General features: G+C 67.6%; 20 protein-coding genes. 7 read left to right on the forward strand and 13 right to left on the reverse strand.

What is annotated here, in order from left to right:
• The first annotated feature begins 55 nt into the window (after window positions 1–55).
• The 5 genes from NOV74_RS07275 (at window position 56) to NOV74_RS07295 (ending at window position 3,607) form a co-directional block, all read left to right on the forward strand.
• Window positions 56–1,630 carry an amino acid permease gene (locus tag NOV74_RS07275; RefSeq protein ID WP_257310630.1) on the forward strand — a complete coding sequence of 525 codons (1,575 nt, stop codon included), beginning with the start codon at window positions 56–58 and terminating at the stop codon, window positions 1,628–1,630.
• 19 nt (window positions 1,631–1,649) lie between these two features.
• The gene (locus tag NOV74_RS07280) at window positions 1,650–2,300 is read left to right on the forward strand and encodes a riboflavin synthase (protein ID WP_257310631.1); all 651 of its coding nucleotides are present in this window, start codon (window positions 1,650–1,652) and stop codon (window positions 2,298–2,300) included.
• A gap of 105 nt (window positions 2,301–2,405) precedes the next feature.
• On the forward strand, window positions 2,406–2,816 hold the full coding sequence (locus NOV74_RS07285; RefSeq protein ID WP_257310632.1) for a hypothetical protein: 411 nt from the start codon (window positions 2,406–2,408) through the stop codon (window positions 2,814–2,816).
• An 18-nt stretch (window positions 2,817–2,834) separates the two neighbouring features.
• Window positions 2,835–3,203 carry a hypothetical protein gene (locus NOV74_RS07290; RefSeq protein ID WP_257310633.1) on the forward strand — a complete coding sequence of 123 codons (369 nt, stop codon included), beginning with the start codon at window positions 2,835–2,837 and terminating at the stop codon, window positions 3,201–3,203.
• Complete coding sequence (locus NOV74_RS07295) at window positions 3,200–3,607, forward strand: hypothetical protein (protein ID WP_243287267.1); 408 nt, start codon at window positions 3,200–3,202, stop codon at window positions 3,605–3,607. The genes NOV74_RS07290 and NOV74_RS07295 overlap by 4 nt, the downstream gene beginning before the upstream one ends.
• 18 nt (window positions 3,608–3,625) lie before the next feature.
• Here NOV74_RS07295 and smpB read toward each other — a convergent pair whose 3' ends face one another.
• Window positions 3,626–4,081: an SsrA-binding protein SmpB gene (gene smpB / locus NOV74_RS07300; protein ID WP_257310636.1), complete on the reverse strand. Its 456-nt coding sequence runs from the start codon at window positions 4,079–4,081 to the stop codon at window positions 3,626–3,628.
• Between the two features lie 45 nt (window positions 4,082–4,126).
• On the opposite strand from smpB, the gene NOV74_RS07305 reads away from it, so the two are divergent.
• A complete protein-coding gene (locus NOV74_RS07305) occupies window positions 4,127–4,783 on the forward strand; it encodes a DedA family protein (RefSeq protein WP_257310638.1) in 657 nt (218 codons plus the stop codon).
• A gap of 118 nt (window positions 4,784–4,901) precedes the next feature.
• Here the strand turns inward: NOV74_RS07305 and pip are convergent, their stop codons facing one another.
• The 5 genes from pip to gmhA all read right to left on the reverse strand — a co-directional run bounded on the left by pip (window position 4,902) and on the right by gmhA (window position 9,533).
• Window positions 4,902–5,864 carry a prolyl aminopeptidase gene (gene pip, locus NOV74_RS07310; protein WP_257310640.1) on the reverse strand — a complete coding sequence of 321 codons (963 nt, stop codon included), beginning with the start codon at window positions 5,862–5,864 and terminating at the stop codon, window positions 4,902–4,904.
• A 303-nt stretch (window positions 5,865–6,167) separates the two neighbouring features.
• Window positions 6,168–7,055, reverse strand: coding sequence for a DMT family transporter (locus NOV74_RS07315; protein ID WP_257310642.1), 888 nt, complete (start codon window positions 7,053–7,055; stop codon window positions 6,168–6,170).
• The gene (hemW, locus tag NOV74_RS07320; RefSeq protein WP_257310643.1) at window positions 7,052–8,242 is read right to left on the reverse strand and encodes a radical SAM family heme chaperone HemW; all 1,191 of its coding nucleotides are present in this window, start codon (window positions 8,240–8,242) and stop codon (window positions 7,052–7,054) included. The genes NOV74_RS07315 and hemW overlap by 4 nt, the downstream gene beginning before the upstream one ends.
• Entirely contained in the window at window positions 8,232–8,963 is a 732-nt protein-coding gene (locus tag NOV74_RS07325) for a DUF4124 domain-containing protein (RefSeq protein ID WP_257310645.1), read from the reverse strand. Before NOV74_RS07325 ends, hemW begins: the two co-directional genes overlap by 11 nt.
• 6 nt (window positions 8,964–8,969) lie before the next feature.
• Window positions 8,970–9,533 carry a D-sedoheptulose 7-phosphate isomerase gene (gmhA, locus tag NOV74_RS07330; protein WP_257310646.1) on the reverse strand — a complete coding sequence of 188 codons (564 nt, stop codon included), beginning with the start codon at window positions 9,531–9,533 and terminating at the stop codon, window positions 8,970–8,972.
• Between the two features lie 89 nt (window positions 9,534–9,622).
• Here gmhA and NOV74_RS07335 point away from each other — a divergent pair, with 89 nt between their 5' ends.
• Entirely contained in the window at window positions 9,623–10,585 is a 963-nt protein-coding gene (locus NOV74_RS07335) for a hypothetical protein (RefSeq protein ID WP_257310647.1), read from the forward strand.
• On the opposite strand, the gene NOV74_RS07340 is transcribed toward NOV74_RS07335, so the two are convergent.
• The 7 genes from NOV74_RS07340 to NOV74_RS07370 form a co-directional block, all read right to left on the reverse strand.
• Complete coding sequence (locus NOV74_RS07340; protein ID WP_257310648.1) at window positions 10,582–11,001, reverse strand: hemerythrin domain-containing protein; 420 nt, start codon at window positions 10,999–11,001, stop codon at window positions 10,582–10,584. The two genes, NOV74_RS07335 and NOV74_RS07340, sit on opposite strands and share 4 nt — an antisense overlap.
• Before the next feature lie 107 nt (window positions 11,002–11,108).
• Window positions 11,109–12,485 carry a rhodanese-like domain-containing protein gene (locus NOV74_RS07345; protein WP_257310649.1) on the reverse strand — a complete coding sequence of 459 codons (1,377 nt, stop codon included), beginning with the start codon at window positions 12,483–12,485 and terminating at the stop codon, window positions 11,109–11,111.
• A 155-nt stretch (window positions 12,486–12,640) separates the two neighbouring features.
• Window positions 12,641–14,278, reverse strand: a complete 1,638-nt coding sequence (locus tag NOV74_RS07350) for a DNA methyltransferase (protein WP_257310650.1) — start codon at window positions 14,276–14,278, stop codon at window positions 12,641–12,643.
• 702 nt (window positions 14,279–14,980) lie between these two features.
• A complete protein-coding gene (locus tag NOV74_RS07355; RefSeq protein ID WP_257310651.1) occupies window positions 14,981–17,530 on the reverse strand; it encodes an FtsK/SpoIIIE family DNA translocase in 2,550 nt (849 codons plus the stop codon).
• Between the two features lie 45 nt (window positions 17,531–17,575).
• The gene (locus tag NOV74_RS07360) at window positions 17,576–18,940 is read right to left on the reverse strand and encodes a polysaccharide deacetylase family protein (protein ID WP_257310652.1); all 1,365 of its coding nucleotides are present in this window, start codon (window positions 18,938–18,940) and stop codon (window positions 17,576–17,578) included.
• Window positions 18,937–19,287 (reverse strand): 6-pyruvoyl trahydropterin synthase family protein, encoded by a 351-nt coding sequence (locus tag NOV74_RS07365; protein ID WP_257310653.1) that lies wholly within the window; start codon window positions 19,285–19,287, stop codon window positions 18,937–18,939. Before NOV74_RS07365 ends, NOV74_RS07360 begins: the two co-directional genes overlap by 4 nt.
• A gap of 61 nt (window positions 19,288–19,348) precedes the next feature.
• The gene (locus tag NOV74_RS07370) at window positions 19,349–20,017 is read right to left on the reverse strand and encodes an HD domain-containing protein (protein ID WP_257310654.1); all 669 of its coding nucleotides are present in this window, start codon (window positions 20,015–20,017) and stop codon (window positions 19,349–19,351) included.
• Window positions 20,018–20,085 lie beyond the last annotated feature (68 nt).

Here is a 20,085-nt window from a genome sequence, read left to right on the forward strand (position 1 = left end):
CCAGCCTATCCGGCCGGGCCTGCCTGCTAGCATGGTCCTTCTCCCCAAGGCCCCCATGTCGACCCGCCTCTTCCGCACGAAGTCTCTGGAACAGCTGCGCGCCAGCGCCGATGAGCCGGAGCACCAGCTCAAGAAGAACCTCACGGCCTTCGACCTCACCATGTTCGGCATCGGGGCCATCATCGGCGCGGGCATCTTCTCCAGCATCGGTACGGCGGCGGCGGGGAACATGGCCGACGGGCGGCTGCCCGCCGGGCCGGGCCTGGTGCTCAGCATCCTCATCGTGGCCCTCATCTGCGGGTTCACGGCGCTGGCCTATGCCGAGCTGGCGTCCATGATTCCCGTGTCTGGCAGCGCCTACACCTACGCCTACGCCACCCTGGGCGAACTCATGGCCTGGATCATCGGCTGGGATCTCCTGCTCGAATACGCCATCTCCAACGTGGCCGTGGCGATCTCCTGGGGCGACTATGCCCGCAGCTTCCTGTCCACGGTGCTGCACGTGGACATCCCCGGCTGGCTGGGCATGGATCCCCGGTCCGCCTTGAAGCTTGTGGAGGGCGTTCCCGCCATGGAGCTCGGCGCCAAGCTGCACGCCCTGGCCCAGGCCAAGGCTGGCCTCGTCAACGGCGCCACCACCTTCCTCAACTGGGAGGTGGTGAAGACCGCCCCCACCGTGGCCGGCTTCCCCATCACCATCAATCTCCTCGCGGTGATCATCACGATCCTGATCACCTGGCTCTGCTACATCGGCATCAAGGAGAGCGCCCGGGTGAACAGCGTCATGGTGGTGATCAAGGTGATCATCCTGCTGGCCGTGGTGGGCCTCGGCATCCGGTTCATCAGCCCCGGCAACTGGCATCCCTTCGTGCCCCACGGCTGGAAGGGCATCCAGGCGGGTGCCGCCATCATCTTCTTCGCCTTCATCGGCTTCGATGCCGTGAGCACCACGGCCGAGGAATGCCGCAATCCGGGCCGCGACCTGCCCCGGGGCATCCTGGGCTCCCTGGTCATCTGCACCGTCATCTACGCCGCCGTGGCCCTGGTGGTGACGGGCATGCTGCACTACACGAAGCTGGGGGGCATCGCCGATCCCCTGGCCTACATCTTCACCCAGCACAAGATGGCCGGCATCGCGGGGGTCATCAGCTTCGGGGCCGTCATCGCCACCACCGCCGCCCTCCTCGTCTACCAGGTGGGCCAGCCCCGCATCTTCATGAGCATGAGCCGGGACGGCCTCCTGGGCCCCTGGTTCGGCAAGGTCCATGACCGCTTCAAGACACCTTCCAACGCCACCGTGCTCACGGGTTTCCTGGTGGCCATCCCGGCGGCCCTGCTCAACATCGACGAGGTGGTGGAGCTGGCCAACATCGGCACCCTCTTCGCCTTCGTCATCGTCTGCGTGGCCGTGCTGATCCTGCGGAAGCGCCGGCCCGAGGCACCCCGGAAATTCGTCATGCCCTTCGCGTGGATCGTGGCGCCCCTGGGCATCCTGGGCTGCTTCTGGATCGCCAAGGGCCTGCCGGCCCTCACCTGGTACCGCTTCTTCGTCTGGCTGGGCATCGGGCTGGTGATCTACTTCTTCTTCGGTGCACGGAACAGCAAGCTGGAGACGCCAGCTGCGCGATGATGGACCTGGAGTTGCCCCCATGTTCACCGGACTGATTCGACACCTCGGCACGCTTGAATCGCGCACCTCCCGACCGGGCGGGGCCCGGCTGCGCATTGCCGCGCCGGCGGAGCTGCTGGCCCGCGCCGAGCAGGGGGCCAGCATCGCCGTGAATGGCGCCTGCCTCACCAGTGTGGCCGTGGACGGCCGCGCCTGGGAGGCGGACCTCAGCGAGGAAACCCTCGACAAGACCACCCTGGGTCGCCTGGCCCTGGGCGCGATCCTGCACCTGGAGCCGGCCCTGCGGGTGGGCGATCCCCTGGACGGTCACCTGGTCTCGGGCCACGTGGATGGGGTCGGACAACTGCTGTCGCGGCCCCAGACTCAGGGTGGCCTGGACGAGGGCATCTGGCGCTTCGCCATGCCTGCAGCCCTGGCGCCCATGACGGCCGCCAAAGGCTCAGTGGCCGTGGACGGCATCTCGCTGACGGTGGTGGACTGCGGGATCGACTGGTTCACCGTGGCCCTCATCCCCGAGACAGTGACACGCACGGCCCTGGCCACCCTGCGCCCCGGCGACCCGGTGAACCTGGAGGCAGACCCCGTCGGCCGCTTCGTGGCCCGCGCCCTGGCCCTCCGTGGCAGAGAGGAGAAGCTCGCCAGGTTCGCCCAGGGCGGGTGGAGCGGCTGATCCGAAGTGGCATCTCCGGCTCGACCGCCGGCCAGGCCTCTTTTGACGGAGACCGCCCTGCGCGATACATTGACCGCGACACGCCCATCCCCTCTCCGAGGCCCTGTGCTCCCTCGAGCTCTCCTCCTGATGCTCTCCATGGCCTTGGCTCTCGGGGTCGCCTGTGTCAGTCCAAGCGCGAGACAGGAGAAGGCGCGGACCTTCGAGGCCGGGCTGCTGGGACCCATTCAGGACGGGCGGACCACCCGCCAGGAGGTTCTGCTGCGGCTCGGCACCCCGACCTCGGCCTTCGAGGGAGGCCGGATCCTCACGTACGATTTCGTGGTGGACCTGAATGGGGAGTGGCGCCGGGCTGGGGGCGGCGGGGCGAGCGATTGGACCTATCCCCATCCGCGCACCTCAAGTCTGGTGCTGGTGTTCGGACCGGATGACCGCCTGGTTCGGCACAGTCTGGTGAAGGATCCGCGTCAATCCGATCCTTCTCCTCAGGATGTGGCGGCCTCATCGCCCCAGTAGGTTCTGAAGGAGTCCACCTTGGGCCAGCCTCTTCCTCTCGGTCTCCTCCTGGGCATGGCTCTCCTGGTGGGCTGCACTCCTCCGCAGCTGAGGCAGGCGGCGCCAGCGGAGAGCGAGCTGGAGTGGTTCGCCTTCCTGAGCGATGGGAAGACCACGCGGGAGGACGTGCTGCTCCGGCTCGGGACGCCCAGCGCGCGCCTCGAGGGGGAGCGGATCCTCACCTATGCCTTCTCGCGGAACGCGGCGGGAGCCTGGGGTCCCGTGGGACGGCGCTGGGACCGGGCGCTGAAGACACCTGTCTTCTCCGATCACCATGTGCACAGCCTGGTGTTGGTCTTCGCGGTGGATGGAAGGCTGGTCCGCCATAGCCTCGTGGTATCCGGATGAAGCGCTCCCGCGGGTTGCTTCTGGGCTTCCTGGCCCTGTCCCTCCAGACCGGATGTCTGATCTGGCCCTTCCCCACGGGAGACCTGCTCGCTGGGCGAGGCCGGATCACCCCGCAGTACGTCTCCTCCCTTCGGGTGGGCGCGTCCACCCGGGAGGACGTGTTGCTCCATCTGGGGGAACCAGACGAGGTGGTGGACGGCGGGAAGATCCTCGTCTACCGCTGGACCGAAGCGCGGGGATTCATCGCCGTCGCGGGCAGCTATGGCGGAGGCGTGGTGGCACCCTTTCCCGGCCACCGGGCGCTGAGGCTTGAGTTCGGGCCCGACGCGCGCCTGGTCCGCCTCGCCTTCGAGCGCGGAACACCTCGGCCGCCGGCCGGGCCGGTTCCCAGGGGGGAGTCCTGAGGCTCCGCCGGGAGCAGCTTACTCCCGCGCGCCCTTGCGGATGCGGTCCATCTCGCGCTTCTGCTCGCGCTGCTTGAGGGCCTCACGCTTGTCGCCCACGGCCTTGCCTTCGGCCAGGGCGACCTTGACCTTGATCATGCCCTTGTCGTTCAGGTAGATGGCGAGGGGGATGATGGTGAGGCCCTTGCGCACCACTTTGGCGGTCATCTTGGTGATCTCGGCCTTGTGCAGCAGCAGCTTGCGGGGCCGCAGCGGGTCGTGGTTGGCGTAGGTGCCGAACTCGTAGGGGGAGATGTGGGCCTGTTTCAGCCACAGCTCGCCGGCCACCGCATCCACATAGGCGTCCTGCAGCTGGCCCAGGCCCGCCCGCAGGGCCTTCACTTCGGTGCCTTGCAGGGCGATCCCCGCCTCCCAGGTCTCCAGGACGTGGTAGTTGTGGAAGGCCTTGCGGTTGCGGACGAGATCCTCGGACATACGGACAGTGTAGCGTCCCGCTAGACTCGTCCTTTTGGGACACCCATGCTGCAGAAGATCCTCGCCCCTGTCATCGCCTGGATGCTGATGGTCATGGCCGCCATGGGGCCCCTGGGCGTCATGCTGCTCATGGCCATCGAAAGCGCCTGCATTCCGCTGCCCAGCGAGGTCATCATGCCCTTCGCGGGGTATCTGGCCTACAAGGGGCAGATGACCCTGTTCGGCCTGGGCGCTGGCCATCCCGTGGCCCAGATCTGGATCGCGGGCGTGTTCGGAGCCCTGGGCTGCAACCTGGGCAGCCTCCCCGCCTACGAGGTGGGCGCTTGGGGCGGCCGCCGCGCCATCGAGAAGTATGGCCGCTATATCTGGCTGCACACGGGCCACCTGGACCAGGCCCACCGCTTCTTCGAACGCTTCGGTTCCGAAGCCATCATCATCGGCCGCCTGCTCCCCGTGGTGCGCACCTTCATCGCCCTGCCCGCCGGCATCGCCCGCATGAACCGCACCCGCTTCCACCTCTACACCTTCGCCGGGAGCCTGCCCTGGTGCCTGGGCCTCGCCTGGATCGGCTACAAGCTCGGCGAACGGTGGAACACCCTGGGCCAGTACTTCCACAAGCTGGACGCCGTCATCGGCGTGCTCATCGTGGCCGGCGCCGCGTGGTTCGTGTACGACCACGTCAAGAACAGGGCGAAGGGCTGAAAAGCGGGGACAGGATTAACAGGATTCGGAAGGATTAACAGGATTAGAAAAGCCATGCAGTTAATGCTTTAATCCTGTTAATCCAGCATTTCATCCTGTTAATCCTGTCTCCGCTTTTTCATTGGGCAAATCGATCCGTGGCCGCCACGAGCGCCCGCGAGATGCCGGGCTCGTAGGCGCTGTGGCCGGCGTCGGGGACGATGATGAGGTCGGCGTCGGGCCAGGCTTTCGATAGGGCCCAGGCGCTCTCGATGGGGCAGACCATGTCGTAGCGGCCCTGGATGATGGCGCCGGGGATGCCCTTCAGCTTGTGCGCGTCGCGCAGCAGCTGGGCCTCGTCCAGCCAGCCCTTGTGGAGGAAGTAGTGGCACTCGATGCGGGCGAAGGCCAGCGTGGTGGCCTCGTCGCCATAGGAGGCGATGAAGTCGGGATCGGGGATGAGCTTGCTGGTGGCGCCTTCCCAGATGCTCCAGGCCTTGGCGGCGGGCAGGTTCACGGCCGGGTCCTCGCTCAGCAACCTTTTGGCATAGGCCCGCAGGAAGTCGCCGCGTTCGGCCTCGGGGATGGCGTCGCGGTAGGGCTCCCAGGCGTCGGGGAAGACGCGGCTGGCGCCCTCCTGGTAGAGCCAGTCCACTTCGCGCTGGCGCAGCAGGAAGATGCCGCGGAGGATCAGCTCCGTCACACGCTCCGGGTGCTTTTCCGTGTAAGCCAGGCCCAGCGTCGCGCCCCAGGAGCCGCCGAAGACCATCCAGCGGTCGATGCCCAGGTGTTCGCGGATGCGCTCCATGTCGGTCACCAGGTCCCAGGTGCCGTTCTCCCGGACCTCGGCGTAGGGCGTGCTCTGGCCGCAGCCCCGCTGGTCGAAGAGGATGACGCGGTACGTCTCCGGGTCGAAGTAGCGCCGGTGCTTGGGGCTGGTGCCGCCGCCGGGTCCTCCGTGGAGGAAGATGACGGGCTTGCCGTTCGGGTTGCCACTCTCCTCTACGTACAGCTCGTGCAGGTCCGACACCTTCAGGCGCTGTGTTTTGTTGGGCTCAATGGCGGGGTAGAGCCAGCTGACGGGATCCTTGCGCAGCGACATCGGAACTCCTTTTCGGCTATCTCAACATGAATGTGGATAGAGGCATGCCCGACTTTTCAAACCCAAGAATTGAAACCGCAGATGACGCAGATGGCCGCAGATGGATGAGCCAGGATTCGCACTATCCCAGGCGCACACTGGCTCAAGGCCTGAAAGCCTATCCTTGGCGTGAAAGCCCTGAACGACAAGGCACAAAACCCATGCGGAGGGAGGCCCGTCGGGGAGGCGGTGCATCTGCGCCATCGGTGTCATCTGCGGTTGGCTGTTTTCTTGTCAAAGGTGGCGCCCATGCTTGAAGCAGACCTAGACGAAAAACAGCGCCGCGGCGCCCGCGAGGGCCAGCAGGGTGCCCAGGATCGCATGGCCGCCGACCTTCTCCTTGAAGACGAAGTGGGCCACGGGCAGCAGGATGACCGGCGACAGGGACATCAGCGTGGCCGCCACACCCATGGGTGCCTTGGCGATGGCCACGAGAGACAGCACCACGCCCAGCACGGGGCCCGTGACGGCGCCGAGGCCGATGAAGGCTGCGGCACGACCATCGTGCAAGCCGCCTAGGGTCCTGCGCAGCCGGTCCGTGGCCCCGAAGTAGAGCAGCAGGGCCGCCAGGCCCGCGGTCACGCGGATGAGGTTGGCGGAGATGGGCGGGAAGCCTCCTGCTAGACCTTTCATGCTGAACACAAGGCCTACCGATTGGCCCAGGGCGCCCCCCACGCCCAGCAGGATGCCGCGCCACAGGTGCGGGTGGGCCTCGTGCTCGCCATCGCCCCACACCACCCAGGCGATGCCGCCGAGGGTGACCACCATGGCCAGGAGTTTTGGCAGGCTCAGGCCCTGGCCCAGGAACAGCCAGGCCAGGAGGGCGCTGAAGATGGGCGAGAGGGTCATCAGCAGCATGGCCAGCCGCGGGCCGATGAGCAGGAACGACTCGAACAACACGGCATCCGCCAGGGCAAAGCCGATCAGCCCCGAAACACCCAGCCAGCCAAGACGGGCGGTTCCGGCTTGCAGGGGGAAGGGGCTGCCGTAGAGGGCCAGGTGCAACAGGACCAGTACGCCCCAGGCCATGAGCAGCCGCACCAGGTTCACGCTGGCCGAACCCACCCGTCGGCCGGCCACCGTGAAGCACACGGAATTGAGCGCCCAGCAGGCAGAGGTGAGCAGGGCGGCGCTTTCGCCGAGGTACGTCATACGAACATCTGCAGGATCCCGTTGCTCATGAGCATGCCCCGGGGGCTGAGGCGCACCTGATCGCCCTCCCAGATCGTGAGCCCTTCCTTCGCAAGGGCGCGGAGCCGGGCCTCCCACCCATCCGTCAGGGGCCGCAGGTTCCGGTCCTCCGCCTGTTGCCGCAGGGCGTCCCAGGCCACGCCACGGTGCAGGCGCAGGCCCAGGAGGGGGATTTCGCCTAACGCTTCGGCCGCGTCCAGCTCCTGAAAATCCACCTCGCCGCGCCCTTCGATCCAGGCGGGGATGACGGAGGTCTCTGTCCAGCGGAAGTCGCCCAGCTGCGAGGCGGCGCTGGGGCCCAGGCCCAGATAAGGGCGGCGCTCCCAGTAGCGGGTGTTGTGGATGGATTCGCCGCCGGGCCGGGCGTAGTTGCTGATCTCGTAGGGCGCCAGACCGAGCCGCGGCAGCTCCGCCTGAAGGGCCTCGAAGACGTCGGCCACCTCGTCTTCGGAGGGCAGCGCCAGGCGGCCCGCGTCGATCTCGGCGCGCAGGGGGCAGGCCTTGTCCAGGTCCAGGAGGTAGATGCTGAGGTGATCGATGCCGGTAGCCGCCAGAGTCCGGGCATCTTCGACAACTTTGGACAAGGATTGTCCAGGAATGCCCACCATGAGGTCGGCGCTGCGGCGGCGGAAACCCGCCTGCTGCGCCAGATCGAGGGCCTCCATAGCTTGGGCGGCGCCGTGGATGCGGCCCAGGCGCCCCAGCAGGGCATCGTCCAGGGCCTGCACGCCGAGGCTGACGCGGTCCCAGCCCAGATTGCGCGCACCCTGCAGCCACGCCAGGTCCACGGTGCCCGGGTTGGCCTCGAAGGTGGCCTCCACCAGGGGGCCAAGCTCGAAGGCTTCATGCAGGGCCCCGGTGAGATCCGCCAGTTCCTGGGCGGACAGCAGGGAGGGCGTGCCGCCACCCAGATAGAGCGTGTCCACCGCGGGCCGGTCCAGGGCAGCGCCCCAGGCGCGCACCTGGGTGATGAGGCGGGCTGTGGTGTCCGGCTGCAGGCTCCGGTCCCGGGTGGTGGCGAAGGAGCAGTAGGTGCAACGGTCCAGGCAGAAGGGGATATGCAGGTAGAGCCCGAGGGGTTCCGCGTGGGCGGCGGTCCTGAGCGCCGGCAGCCGCACCGCCAGGGGCGGAGGAAGGTCAGGGGTCAACCATCACCTGCTTCACGGTCTCGCGCAGGGCGCGGACCTCTTCCGGGAAATGCCACGGGGCCCGGGTGGGCTGGGCGGCCCGCTCCAGGGCCTGATAGCGCTGCTGCATCAGGGCGTGGCGCTCGGGACGGGGGATTCGACCGCCCATGTGCAGTTCGAGCAGTTCGAGGTTCTGCTCCAGGCGGGCCGCCTGGGGATGGTAGAGGAAGACGTTCAGGAGCAGATGCCCGAAGGTCAGTCCGAGGAGCAGGAACCCCCCGACCAGGGGGAGGCGGAGACCGGCGTTCAGCCCCAAGGCCAGCCACCAGCCCATGAGGCCCATGAGCGCCAGGGCAAGGATGGGGACCAGGGGCATGGCCCACAGGCCGTTGCCCCACAGGCAGTCGTGGATGAGGGAATCGGCTACGGCCTCCAGGGTGCGCTGGTCCTTGGCGACCCGGGCCTTGAGCAGGTGCTGGTCCAGGGCGTCCCAGGCCTGCTTCTGGACGGGATTGAGCACCACCTGGCGATCCCCGAGATTCCCGCTCGGGCGGAGGGGCTCAATGCGGTGAGGCCGGCCCGGCTCCACGGCCGGTGGGGGCGGGGGGTCCAGAAGCTCCGCATCAGATGGCGGAGGTGTGTTGGTGACGTGCGTCTGCCCGCCGGAGTCGCGCCAGTAGTAGGTCCGCGACGGCGGACCGAGCAAGGCGAGGATCAGCAGCCCAGCGGCGACGGTCACCATGCACTCTCAGAACTGGGCATCGAGGGCCTCGCACCAGAAGTGGTAGATCATCTGGTGAATCTCCTGGATGCGCGCGGTGACGGTGGAGGGCACCACGAGGGCGTCATCCATCAGGCCCACCAGCTTGCCGCCATCACGGCCCAGGAGGCCCAGGGTGCGCACGCCCAGCCCCTTCGCGGAGGCTACGGCCCGGATGACGTTGGGGCTGTTGCCGCTGGTGCTGATGCCGATGAGGAGATCCCCCGGCCGGCCCAGGGCCTCCACCTGCCTGGAGAAAACCTGGTCGAACCCGTAGTCGTTGCCGATGGCCGTCAGCGCCGAGGTATCCGTGGTGAGGGCGATGCCCGCGAGGGCCCGCCGCTCCTTCAGGTAGCGGCCGCTCAACTCGGCGGCCAGGTGCTGGGCGTCCGCGGCGCTGCCGCCATTGCCACAGACGAGGACACGCCCTCCGCGCTTCAGCCGCTCGGCCATGTCGTCCGCCTGGGCAAGGATGTGCTCCAGCTCCTGGGCCAAGAAGGCCTGCTTGAGCTGGACGGACTCCTGGAGGTGCTGAAGGAGGATCTGCTTCATGCCGCCGATTGTGACAGGAATTCCATTCCCAGGATCCGCCGTGCCCTGGCAGACTGCGGTGAGTCTTGCCCCTTCCGAGCGTGGGTCCCATGGAATGGATTGCCCTTAAACACGCCCTGCTGGCCCACCTACCGGTGGCGACCGGACTGCTGCTGCCCTGGGCCCTGTTCGCTTCCCAGCGGGCCGGGCGCGGCATCCGTCCCTGGTGGACCGTGTGCCGCTACCTCGGGTGGGTGGGGCTCCTGGGCCTGCTCGCCGCACTTGTCAGCGGCGCTGGGGCGGGACGGTTGCTTGCCTTGATCCCCGCTGGACGGATCTTCCCCCTGCCGGCTTCCGGCCTCGGGGCGGATGCCCAGTTGTTCCGACATGCCTTGATCGCCACTACGGCCGGAATCTTGGCGGTGCCGGCGCTCTGGTCCATGAACCGGGCCCGGAAGGATCACCAGAGCCTGGGCCTCCTGGCGCTGCTCTTCGGGCTCCTCTGGTCGGGGGCCCTCCTGGCGACCGGCTATTCCGGTTATGGGCTGGCCCACCCGCGTCGTCCCGTCATTGTCCTGCCCACATCGGCCAAGGTTGCTGAAGTCCCCCCCACCCCGGTGGACCCAGAGGCGCAGGCTCCCCTGCGGGCCCTGGACTACGCCGCGCTGGAGGCGCTCCACGCCGAGCCCGTGAAGTCACCTGCCCACGGCGGTCGCTGGATCCGCGCCTGGGCCAATGCCACCGCGGCCTCCGCCTACCGGGCGGGCCGGGCGCTGCCGCCGGGCGCGCTGGTGGTGTTGAGCAGCGTGGAAGACCGCTGGGGCCGACCTGGCACCGAGCCCGGCCCCTTGTACGCCCTGGAGATGAAAGGGGAGACCCCCACGCTCACCTTCTACTGGCCCCAGGTTCCCGTGGATCGTCGCCGGGAGACCGGGGGCGAGGCGCGGGCCTATTGGCGGGGCGAGAACGCCCATCTGGACGCCTGCCGCGCGTGTCACGCCAGCGGCATGGCCGACCCCGCCCAGCGCAGCCGGTGGCGCGTGCCGCGGGTCCGAGCTATTCCAGCGAATTAAGCCCGTTCCACCAAGGGGAACAGCCGGGCCTTTTCCTGATCGATGCGTTGCCGGAGGGTTTGGAGCAGATCCTTCGAGGTCTGGACGAAAGCCTCCGGCGCCAGCCGGATGGTTTCCGCGCTGGTCCAGTGGTGGCTGAACTGGCCCAGCCGGGCCTTCAGCTCACCCAGGTCGGCTTCCAGGCCCTTGGCGGCCAGCTGGATATCGGCATCCACGGCGCCGAACAGGGCCGGGTACAAGATCGTGTTTTCCATGGACAGATGGGCCTTCACCGAGGCGACGAGGCGCTGCGCAACGACGAGGCACAGATCCGGATGGCTCCGCACCAGCGCGGGGGCCAGACGGGCCTCATGCTCACGGGCCAGACGGAGCAGCTCAAGGTGGTGGTCGTGGTAAGGCGTGAGACTGGCGTCCATGACAGGGCCTCGTGTACAGGATATCGGCATCGACGCCGCACACTTGAATGGTGATGGCAAAAAAAAGGCCGACCTGAGGGCCGGCCCTTGCATTTGCAACCCAGCCCCTAATCGATGGTGAACTCGCCACTGTCGATGATGGTGATCTCCGTGGGCAGGAAGCGGGCGTCGAAGCCCTTCTCCTTCAGCAGGTGGTAGGCCAGCTCGGCGCGGATCCCGGTGGAGCAGTGGCAGAGGATCTTCGCATCCTTCGGCAGCTCGGCCAGGCGGGCCAGGAGCTGCGGTTCGGGGATCGTGAGGGCGCCCTTGATGGTGCCGTTCTTCGTCTCGTCCGGATTCCGCACATCCAGAATCACCACGCCGCGCTGGGCGGGGGTCAGCTCCGCGACCTTCGTGAACTCCGCTGAGGAGATGGAACCCGGCCGGGGCTTGGGCACGAAGGTGGCCTTGGCGGCCAGGGCGCCGGTTTCGAGGGGCAGCGCCGCGGCCTGCCAGGCCCTGAAGCCGCCGGACAGAATGTTCACGCCCACATACCCGGCCTTGACGAGCTCCGTGGCCACGGCCTTCGCGGCGTCGCCACCCGTGGCATCCACCACCACCACAGGAGGCTTCAGCCGGGCCTCGGGGAAGGTCTTGAGCAGGTCGGCCACCTTCGCGGGATCGGCCGCCACGGCGCCCTTGATGAAGCCCTTGGCAGCTTCGGCGGCGGGCCGCGCGTCGAGGATCACCAGCGGGGTGTTGGGATCGAGGTAGGCGGCCTTCAGGGAGGCGGGGCTCAGCACACCGTAGTGCTTCCGGGTCCAGGCGGGCATGCCCTCCACGAACACCTTGGCGTGCGTGTAGCCCAGCTTCTTGGCCTTGGCGAGCGAGCCGGGGCTCATGTTGCAGGTCTTCCCGCTGCAGTAGAAGATCACCAGCGCGCCCTTGTCGGCGGGCAGCTTGTCGAGGTTCTTGTCGAAGGCGGGGAAGGGCAGGTTCACGGCCGTGGGGATGGCGCCCTCCATAAAGCGCGGCGCGGGCCGGGAATCAAAGAGGAAGTACTTCCCCTGCTCAGGGCCCATGGCCACCAGCTTCTGGACCTCGTCCAGGGTGGCGATCTCCTCCGCCGCCAACTTGACGGGCGGCTTGGCGAACACCGCCACGGCGGTCTTGACGCCATCCTGCTCGGTGTATTCGACCCGCACCTCGTGGCCCTTGGCGATGGTTTTCAGCGCCGCCTCGGCGTTCGCCGCGGGCTCAGGCGTGACGACCTTCACCTGGTTCTTGTCGAAGCGCAGCACTTCCGTGCGCTCGTCGATCTTCATCTGGAACGAGTTGTTCTTCAGCACCAGGTTGTCGAAGTGGCCACGCAGGTTGTTGGCGGCGGTGGTGTGGCAGGTGGTGCAGAGCTTTGCGGACGCCGGCTTCGGGGCCGGCGCGTCGGTGGCGGACACCAGAGCGCAGGCGGCGGCCAGCGGCAGGATGAGGCGAGCGCGGAATGCCATAGAATCTCCCTTGGTCGTGTACGCTTGGAGTCTAGGGTTGATTGGCCGCACATGCCGACAGGTTGTGACCACGGTCTACGGACACCAGGGTGGAAGCTTCAGCCCACCTCGCGAGGGAATGAAAAACCAGGCCTACCCGATCACTCACCCTGGGATCAGTTTTCGTTCGTGAATAGGTTGGGCGTTTCCGCGGCCATGCCCAGGTTTTCCTTCTTCGCCTTTTTGAAGGTGTACGAGCCCATGGACAGATCCGGGAACTCGGCCCGCTTGCGGCCCTCCAGCAGCTCGGCCACGGTGAGGATCTGCAGGCGCGGATAATCCTTGCCGTTGCCACCCTTGTAGAAGCCCGCCGAGGCCGCTTCCACGCGCATGGGTTTGGTGGGTTCCTCCAGCGTCACGAAGAGGCCGATGGGCGCCTTCTCGCGGTCCAGCACGCCCTTGAGGTCCCGCACCTGGGCCACGTTCACGCTGCCGCCCTTCACGCTCACCACGAGGCGCTGCGTGACGGCCTTGCCGCCCACGGCGTCGGCGAAGTAGATCACGCCGTCGATGCCGCCGTCGGCGCCCTTCTTCTTGCCCTGGAAGGGCTGGGCGTCCACCAGCGAGCAGGCCCACCATTGGAACTGGTACTTGTCGCGCTCCGCCAGATCCCGCGCGCCCTCCAGATCCTTGGGCGTGCCGTGCACCTCGAAGCTGATGCCCGGGAAGGCGTCCTTCAGGCGCTTCTCGATGAGGCTGATGGCCAGGTGCGTGATGTCGATGCCGATCCACGACCGCCCCAGCTTCTGCGCCGCATGGACCGCCGTGCCGCAGCCGCAGAAGGGATCGAGGATCACATCGCCGGGGTTAGAGCTGGCGTTGAGGATGCGTTCGAGGAGGGCGATGGGTTTTTGCGTGGGGTAGCCCAGGCGTTCCTGGGCTTGGGAGTTGATGGGAGGAATGTCGTCCCAAATATCTTGAACCGCGGTTCCTTGCATCTCATCAAGGTACCGTTTGTATTGTGGAACGGTGCCTTTCGGAGGCCAATAAATACGGCCATTTGCGTCGTGTTCTTCTAGATTTTCGATCGTGTACTTCCAGTGGCATCCCTTGGCGGTGACATCGATGCCGTGCCAAGGTTTCCCAGAAGATCCATGGCGAACTCCAGCGGCAGTCAAATCGCTCAATCGGTACCTCCGACCGTCCTTGTCGGTGTATCGATATTTTGTTTCTAGATAGGCCTCGTCATGATCTGTGTACTGCTGGTTCCATAGGACTGGCTTGGCTTTCCCGTAGTACAGGATGGTGTCATGGATAGGTCCATATCTATTTGCGGAACTGTGAGCCGTCGTTCGTTTCCATATCACTTCGTTTAGAAAATTCTCAGGTCCGAACACGCCATCCAGCACCAACTTTAGATAGTGACTCGCCGCCGGATCACAGTGCAGATACAGGCTCCCCGTGGGTTTGAGGACGCGGTGCAGCTCCAGCAGGCGGTTGGCCATCATCACCAGGTAGGCCATGACATCGTTCTCGCCCAGGAAGCTGCGGAAGGCGCTGATGAGGTCGGCCATGCGCGTGTGGCCGCTCTGCAGGATCTCGCCGTACTCGCGCTCGGCCTGCTCGCCCCAGTGCCAGCTGTCCTCGAAGGCCGTGATCTGCGCGTGGCTCTCGCCGCCCTCCGGCGACTTGAACAGCAGGTTGTAGTCGCGTTTCGAATTGAACGGCGGATCCAGATACACCAGATCCACCGAGGCATCGGCAAGGCTCTCCCGCAGCACATGCAGGTTGTCGCCGAAAAAGAGCTGGTTCACGGAAGCTCCGGGGAGTGAACTCAGCATAGCGGAGCCGCGCCCATCCCGCGCTTCGGCCAAACCCAGCTTCAAAAGCCAAGGCAACCGGTGATGAACGGTGATGAAAGATAAACCTGCTTATCGGCGAGCCTCAGCCATAAAAGCAGGAACACAGAAGGCACAGAAGCGCCCGTTGGGCGCACACAGAGGGCGCAGAAGGGGCCCGGCCCACTGCGGACATCCCTTCGCGGGCGGCGGCCATGGCGGCCCCTGGAAGCCGCCCGGAGCCGCCGCCCGCGAAGCAGGCCGCGCGAAGCGCGACCTGGGGCCGTAGGCCCGGATGTCCTGGCTGGAGCCCCAGGTGCATGTTCCTTTCCTCCGCTTTCCTCAGCTCCTCCGCAAACCTCCGCTTATGGATGCCCTTTCTGCGACCTCTGCGGTTTCCGGCTTTCAGGCTGAGGCTCGCCGATCAGCAGGAAGAAGAATTCAGCCACCGATTCCAGTGATTCCGCTGATGGCGCCCCGGAAGCTTCCCCCATGAACCCATGCTGCCCCGGGACAGGGCCCTATCCTTCTCATCACTGAAATCACTGCAATCGGTGGCAAAAAGACTTGGTTCTTTGGCAAGGGGGTGAGGATCTGTTTTTCTGCGCCCTCTGTGCTTCTCCGTGTGCTCTGTGTTCCAGCTCTTTGGCGCTGGAAGCAGAGCCCACACGCACGGTCTTACTCCGCCTCGACCAGCACTTCCCGCGGCTTTCCTGCGCCCCGGTCCGGCCCCACGATGCCCTCTTCCTCCATGCGGTCGATGAGCCGCGCCGCCCGGCCGTAGCCGAGGTTCAGCTTGCGCTGGAGCAGGCTGGTGCTCGCCTTCCGTTCGCGGCGCACCACGGCGAGGGCGCGCACGTAGATGTCGTCGCCGCCGCCCATCTCCGCCTCGTCGAAGAGGGCGGTCTCCTCCTCGGTCTCCATGGCGCTGATGAGGGCCTGGTTGTAGTCGGGCCGGCCCCGCTCGCGCAGCCAGGTGACGAGGCGCAGGGTTTCCTCCTCCGTGAGGAAGGGGGCATGGATGCGCTTGGGATGGCTGGCGCCGTTGGGCAGGAAGAGCGCGTCGCCCGCGCCCAGCAGCTGCTCGCCGCCGCCGGAATCCAGGATGGTGCGGCTGTCGATCTTGGTGCGCACGCGGTAGCTGAGGCGGCTGGGCAGGTTTGCCTTGATGACGCCCGTCACCACGTCCACGCTGGGACGCTGGGTGGCCAGGATCAGGTGGATGCCCACCGCACGCGCCTTCTGGGCGATGCGGGCGATGCTGTCCTCCACCTCGCTGCGGGCCACCATCATGAGATCGGCCAGCTCGTCGATGACCACCACCACATGGGGCATGGGCTCTAGCACCGCGGGGCGGTCGGGCCAGCGCGGGTTGGGCGTGCGCTCGGAGATGTCCAGCGAGCCGCCGGCGTCGGCGACCTTGGTGTTGAAGCCCTTCACGTCGCGCACGCTGAGCAGGGCCAGGCGGCGGTAGCGGTCCTCCATCTGGGCCACCACCCACTTGAGCACGCGGCCCGCCTCCTTCATGTCCGTGACCACCGGCGCCCACAGGTGCGGGATGTCCTCGTAGACGCCCAGCTCCACCATCTTGGGATCCACGAGAATGAGCTTCACCTCGTCGGGCTGGGCGCGCACGAGGCAGGAGCAGATCATGGCGTTGACGCCCACGCTCTTGCCGCTGCCGGTGCTGCCACCGATGAGCAGGTGGGGCATCTTGTTGAGGTCGGCCACCACGGGCTTCCCGGAGATGTCCTTGCCGAGGGCCAGTTGCAGCAGGCCCGGCGCGTCGCGGAAGGCGGGGCTGTCGATGACCTCGCGGAAGGTGATGATCTCGCGCTTGGGATTGGGCACCTCGATGCCCACCAGGTTCTTGCCGGGGATGCGGTCCATGCGCACGGCCTCGGCCTGCAGGGCCAGGGCCAGGTCTTCCTCCATGCCCAGGATGCGCGACAGCGGGATGCCGGGATCGGGCTGGAACTCGAAGACCGTGACCACGGGGCCGGGCTGCATGCCGGTGACGGCGCCCTTGATCTTGAATTCGGACAGTTTCTGTCCAATCACATCCTTGATGAGTTCCAGGGCCGCCAGGTCAGCCTTGGCGTGCTGGCCCGGGGGATCGAAGAGGCGGCGGGGCGGCAGGGTTTCGCGCGACGCGGGGCCCGGCTGCGGGTCCGGCGGAAGGGCGGGCAGGGGCCGCGACGGGGTGGGTTCCAGGAGGGGCAGGGGCGGCTGAACGCTCTCGCGGCCGTAGCGGTCCTTCGCCACCTGGGGCTTGGCGACGGTGGGCCTGGGTTTGGCGGGCACTGGCGCTTCGGCCAGCAGCTTGGCCCGGTAGGGGGCGTCCGCGGCCAAGGCCGCGGTGGGCGCGGAAGTGACCGGAAGGGGCTGGGCTTCGATGAGGGTCGGGTCGGCGTCGAGGTTGACGGACAGGATGGGCGGCAGCAGGTCCTCGGTCCGGATGAGGGGCTTCCTCTTTCGGACTTCGGCCGTTTCCAACTCGGCCTTCAAGAGGGACTCGCGCTGGGATTCCAGGGCCTGCTGGCGATGGGCCAGGGCCAGCAGGGCCGCGCCGTCCGAAGCATCGAGGTCCGGCTGGTCAGGGTTGCGGCCGCGCAGGAAGGGCCGCTTCACCATGCTGAGGAAGCCCTGGAACCCTTTGGCTGGCATGGGCTTCACCCAGGGCCAGGCGGTTTCGCCCAGCCAGCGGTGGAGGAGTCTGCCCAGGGCCCGGGTCAGGGACGGGGCCAGCACCAGGGCGCAGATGAGGGCCACCAGGGCCAGCAGCAGGGGCAGTCCCACGGGGCCGAGGAAGCGGCGCTGGGCGGGCCAGAGGGCGCTGCCCAGCCAGCCGCCCCAGCGGAATTCCACGGTGCCGCCGCCTTCCAGGCCGGTCCAGGTCCGGCTGCCGAAGGCGCCCAGGGAGGTCCACAGGGCCAGGGCCAAGCCCAGCCAAGCCAGGCGGCCGGGCCAGCGGTGGCCGTCCTTGGGCCAGGCCTCCCAGAGCAGGTAGGGCGGCGCGAGCCACGCGCCCATGCCCATGAGGGTCTGCAGGAGGCCCGCCACCGTGGCGCCCACGACGCCGCACAGGTTCTGCACACCCGCCACCGCGGTGCCCTGGGTGAAGGGGTTCGGATCCAGCGGATGGAAGCTGGCCAGAGAGAGCAGCAGCACGAGGGCCACGAAGCCCAGCACCGCCCGCAGCATCCAACGGCCAATCCCCTGCAACACGCCTCCATGGTATCTGGGCATCAGTGTAGCCCAGCGACGGGGGCGTCAGCGGGACGGTGCGACGGAGCCGGAAGGTGGCAGCAGCGCGAGGCGCAGCTGGGGGTTCCAGGTCGGCTTCCCCAGATCGTGGAGGAAGGTGCCCGCTCGGACGAAGGTCCATCCCTCCTGGCTGGCCCGGTCCATGAAGGCTCCGAGACCGGCCGAGGGGCGGTCCTTCTCGACCCGCTCCGAGCCCAGGTGCATGAGCACGATGAGGCCATCGCCGTCGCGGTTCAGGCGCTGCCGCAGGCGCTGGAGAATGGCGTCGCCACTGCGATAGAGGCGACGCTCCTTCGGGGTGGCCCAGTCGAGGGTGTCCGCCCCCTCGCTCCAGCCCACATGCCGGTAGCCCAGCTCCTCGGCCCAGCGGCGGATCTCCGGCGTCTGCTCGCCGTAGGGCGCGCGCCAGTAGGGATCCATGGGGCGACCGAGGAGCTTCACCAGGGCCGCGTCGGCGTCCAGCAGTTCCCGCTGCACCCGCTCCCGGGTCCACTTGGGGTCGCGCTTCATGCCCGGCGCGAAGTGGGGATGGTTCATGGTGTGGTTGCCCAGCTCGTGCCCCTCGGCGGCCATGCGCTTCACCAGGGCCGGATAGCGCTGGATGAAGGCCCCCGTCAGGAAGATCGTGGTGTGCACTCCCCGGGCTTGGAGCGTATCCAGGATTTCGGTGGCGACCTCGGCGCTGGATCCCCCGTCAAAGCTGAGCAGCAGGCGCTTCGCCCCGCCGGGGCCGCGGGTGAGGTTGAGCGCTTCGCCCATACCGGGCCAAGGGGCCGCGCCCGGAGCCGCGGCGGCGGCGCGAAGGAGGAATGGGGAAGGGTCCGGAACGTGCGGGGTGGCCCGGTCTGGGACCGCGGTGGGCGATCCGGGCAGGGCTTGCGGAACCCGGGCCGCCAGGAGGGTCGGACCCCCTCCGGCCCGGATCTGTGGGCTGGTGTGCCAGCCCTTGGGCGGGATCGTGGAAGCGGAGCGGACACTGGGTTTCAGGGGAGGTGCGACCTTGGCTGGCGGCGGCAGCGTGAACTCGAAGCGGGCCAGGATCTGGCCAGAGCTGGTGCGCAGCAGGGCGGTCTCGCCCACGGGGGGCCGGAACAGCTCCCAGCGCACTGGACCAGCCTCGGCAAAGCGGGCTTCCCGGATCGAGCGCCCCTCCAGCACCAGCTCCGCAGGCGTGGCCAGCTCGCCCTCCAGGATGGCCAGCCCCCCCACGGGGCGCCAGGACCAGTCCTTCCGGGCCGAGGGGGCGGCCTCGGGCGGGGGGATGGACCGCGCGCCCGTGTTCTGGGCCGCCTGGCGCCCGCAGCCCGCGAAGGTGAGGGCCAGCGCCAGGCACACGCCTGATCCCAAGCCCGGCTTGCGGGGGGACCTCATGAGGTGGCGTCTCCCCGGCAGAGCGCCCAGTAGTTGGCCTTTTCCCGGATCTTAACGCTCTGCGGCTGCAGATCCGCCTCCCGCAGGTAATTGAAGGCCCATTCGGCCAGGACCTCGGCGGTGGGGTTCCGCCCCTCCAGCGCAGGAAGGGTGTTCAGCAGGTGGTAGTCCAGGACTGCCAGCCAGGTATCCAGGGCCTTGCCGAAGGCGACCTCGTCGGCTTCGGAGGCCAGTTCCGCCGTGGCCTCCACCTCCCAGTTATGCCCGTGGCGATCCTCCTGGAAGCCAGGAAGGTCATGGAAATGATCGGCCACGAAGGGGCGCTTGAGGGAGAGGGTGAAGGGCATGGCTGAGTATAGCTATCGGCCAGCGGACTGCGGGCATGAGGAACGGCGGATTCCCTGCCGGCTATCGGCCATCGGGATCCAGTTCCTCCCGAAGTGCGTCAAGGTAGGCGGTCATGGTCCGCTGGCGGCTCTCGGCCCGGCGGCGGCCGGCGGCGGTGGTCATGCCGGCGGCCAGCTTGAGGAGCTTCCGCTCGAAGTGATCGAGGCTCCAGGCCTTGTCGTCCAGGTCGCGGGCTTCGCCCCAGGGATCCTCCGGGTGCCAGAGGCCCGCGCCGAAGCTGGCGCCGGTGGCGAAGACCCGGGCGATGCCAATGGCGCCCAGGGCCTCCAGGCGGTCGGCGTCCTGGAGCACGGCGGCTTCGAGGCTGCCGGGCGCCTGGCCCCCGCTCCAACTGTGGGTGGCGACGGCGGCGGCGATGGCGTCGGCCTTGTCCGCCAGGCCCAGCGTCTCCCGGCACCACTGGGGTACCAGGTCCGCGGCCAGGCGGGCGGTCAGGGGCGATTCCGGGTGGTTCTTGGGGCGGTAGACCAGGTCATGGAGGAGGGCCGCGGCCACACAGACCTCGACGGAGGCGGCCTCCTCGGCGGCCAGTTCCCGCGCCAGCCGCGCCACCCGCAGGATGTGGCCCAGGTCGTGGGCTGCGTCCCGGACAAAGGGCTCGCTGGCCAGGTGGGCGCGGAGCTTGGCCAGCAGCGGGTCGAACCAGGGAAAGGGGGAGTCCGGCGTCATGGCTCCAGGCTACCGGTTGTGCCGAGGATCACGATATTTAATATTGAGACTCGATCTCTTTTGGTTAA

It is taken from the genome of Geothrix fuzhouensis, assembly GCF_024609325.1.
GTDB lineage: Bacteria > Acidobacteriota > Holophagae > Holophagales > Holophagaceae > Geothrix > Geothrix fuzhouensis.

Bases quoted from the DNA above. Each gene is read 5' to 3' on its own strand.
- NOV74_RS07275 (WP_257310630.1), top strand. From the start codon at position 56: ATGTCGACCCGCCTCTTCCGCACGAAGTCTCTGGAACAGCTGCGCGCC.
- pip (WP_257310640.1), bottom strand. From the start codon at position 5,864: ATGTCGCTGCGCAAGGATCCCGTCAGCTGGCTCTACCCCGCCATTGAG.
- NOV74_RS07365 (WP_257310653.1), bottom strand. From the start codon at position 19,287: ATGCCCTTCACCCTCTCCCTCAAGCGCCCCTTCGTGGCCGATCATTTC.
- NOV74_RS07280 (WP_257310631.1), top strand. From the start codon at position 1,650: ATGTTCACCGGACTGATTCGACACCTCGGCACGCTTGAATCGCGCACC.
- gmhA (WP_257310646.1), bottom strand. From the start codon at position 9,533: ATGAAGCAGATCCTCCTTCAGCACCTCCAGGAGTCCGTCCAGCTCAAG.
- NOV74_RS07370 (WP_257310654.1), bottom strand. From the start codon at position 20,017: ATGACGCCGGACTCCCCCTTTCCCTGGTTCGACCCGCTGCTGGCCAAG.
- NOV74_RS07325 (WP_257310645.1), bottom strand. From the start codon at position 8,963: ATGGTGACCGTCGCCGCTGGGCTGCTGATCCTCGCCTTGCTCGGTCCG.
- smpB (WP_257310636.1), bottom strand. From the start codon at position 4,081: ATGTCCGAGGATCTCGTCCGCAACCGCAAGGCCTTCCACAACTACCAC.
- NOV74_RS07340 (WP_257310648.1), bottom strand. From the start codon at position 11,001: ATGGACGCCAGTCTCACGCCTTACCACGACCACCACCTTGAGCTGCTC.
- NOV74_RS07305 (WP_257310638.1), top strand. From the start codon at position 4,127: ATGCTGCAGAAGATCCTCGCCCCTGTCATCGCCTGGATGCTGATGGTC.
- NOV74_RS07335 (WP_257310647.1), top strand. From the start codon at position 9,623: ATGGAATGGATTGCCCTTAAACACGCCCTGCTGGCCCACCTACCGGTG.
- NOV74_RS07315 (WP_257310642.1), bottom strand. From the start codon at position 7,055: ATGACGTACCTCGGCGAAAGCGCCGCCCTGCTCACCTCTGCCTGCTGG.
- NOV74_RS07295 (WP_243287267.1), top strand. From the start codon at position 3,200: ATGAAGCGCTCCCGCGGGTTGCTTCTGGGCTTCCTGGCCCTGTCCCTC.
- NOV74_RS07345 (WP_257310649.1), bottom strand. From the start codon at position 12,485: ATGGCATTCCGCGCTCGCCTCATCCTGCCGCTGGCCGCCGCCTGCGCT.
- NOV74_RS07360 (WP_257310652.1), bottom strand. From the start codon at position 18,940: ATGAGGTCCCCCCGCAAGCCGGGCTTGGGATCAGGCGTGTGCCTGGCG.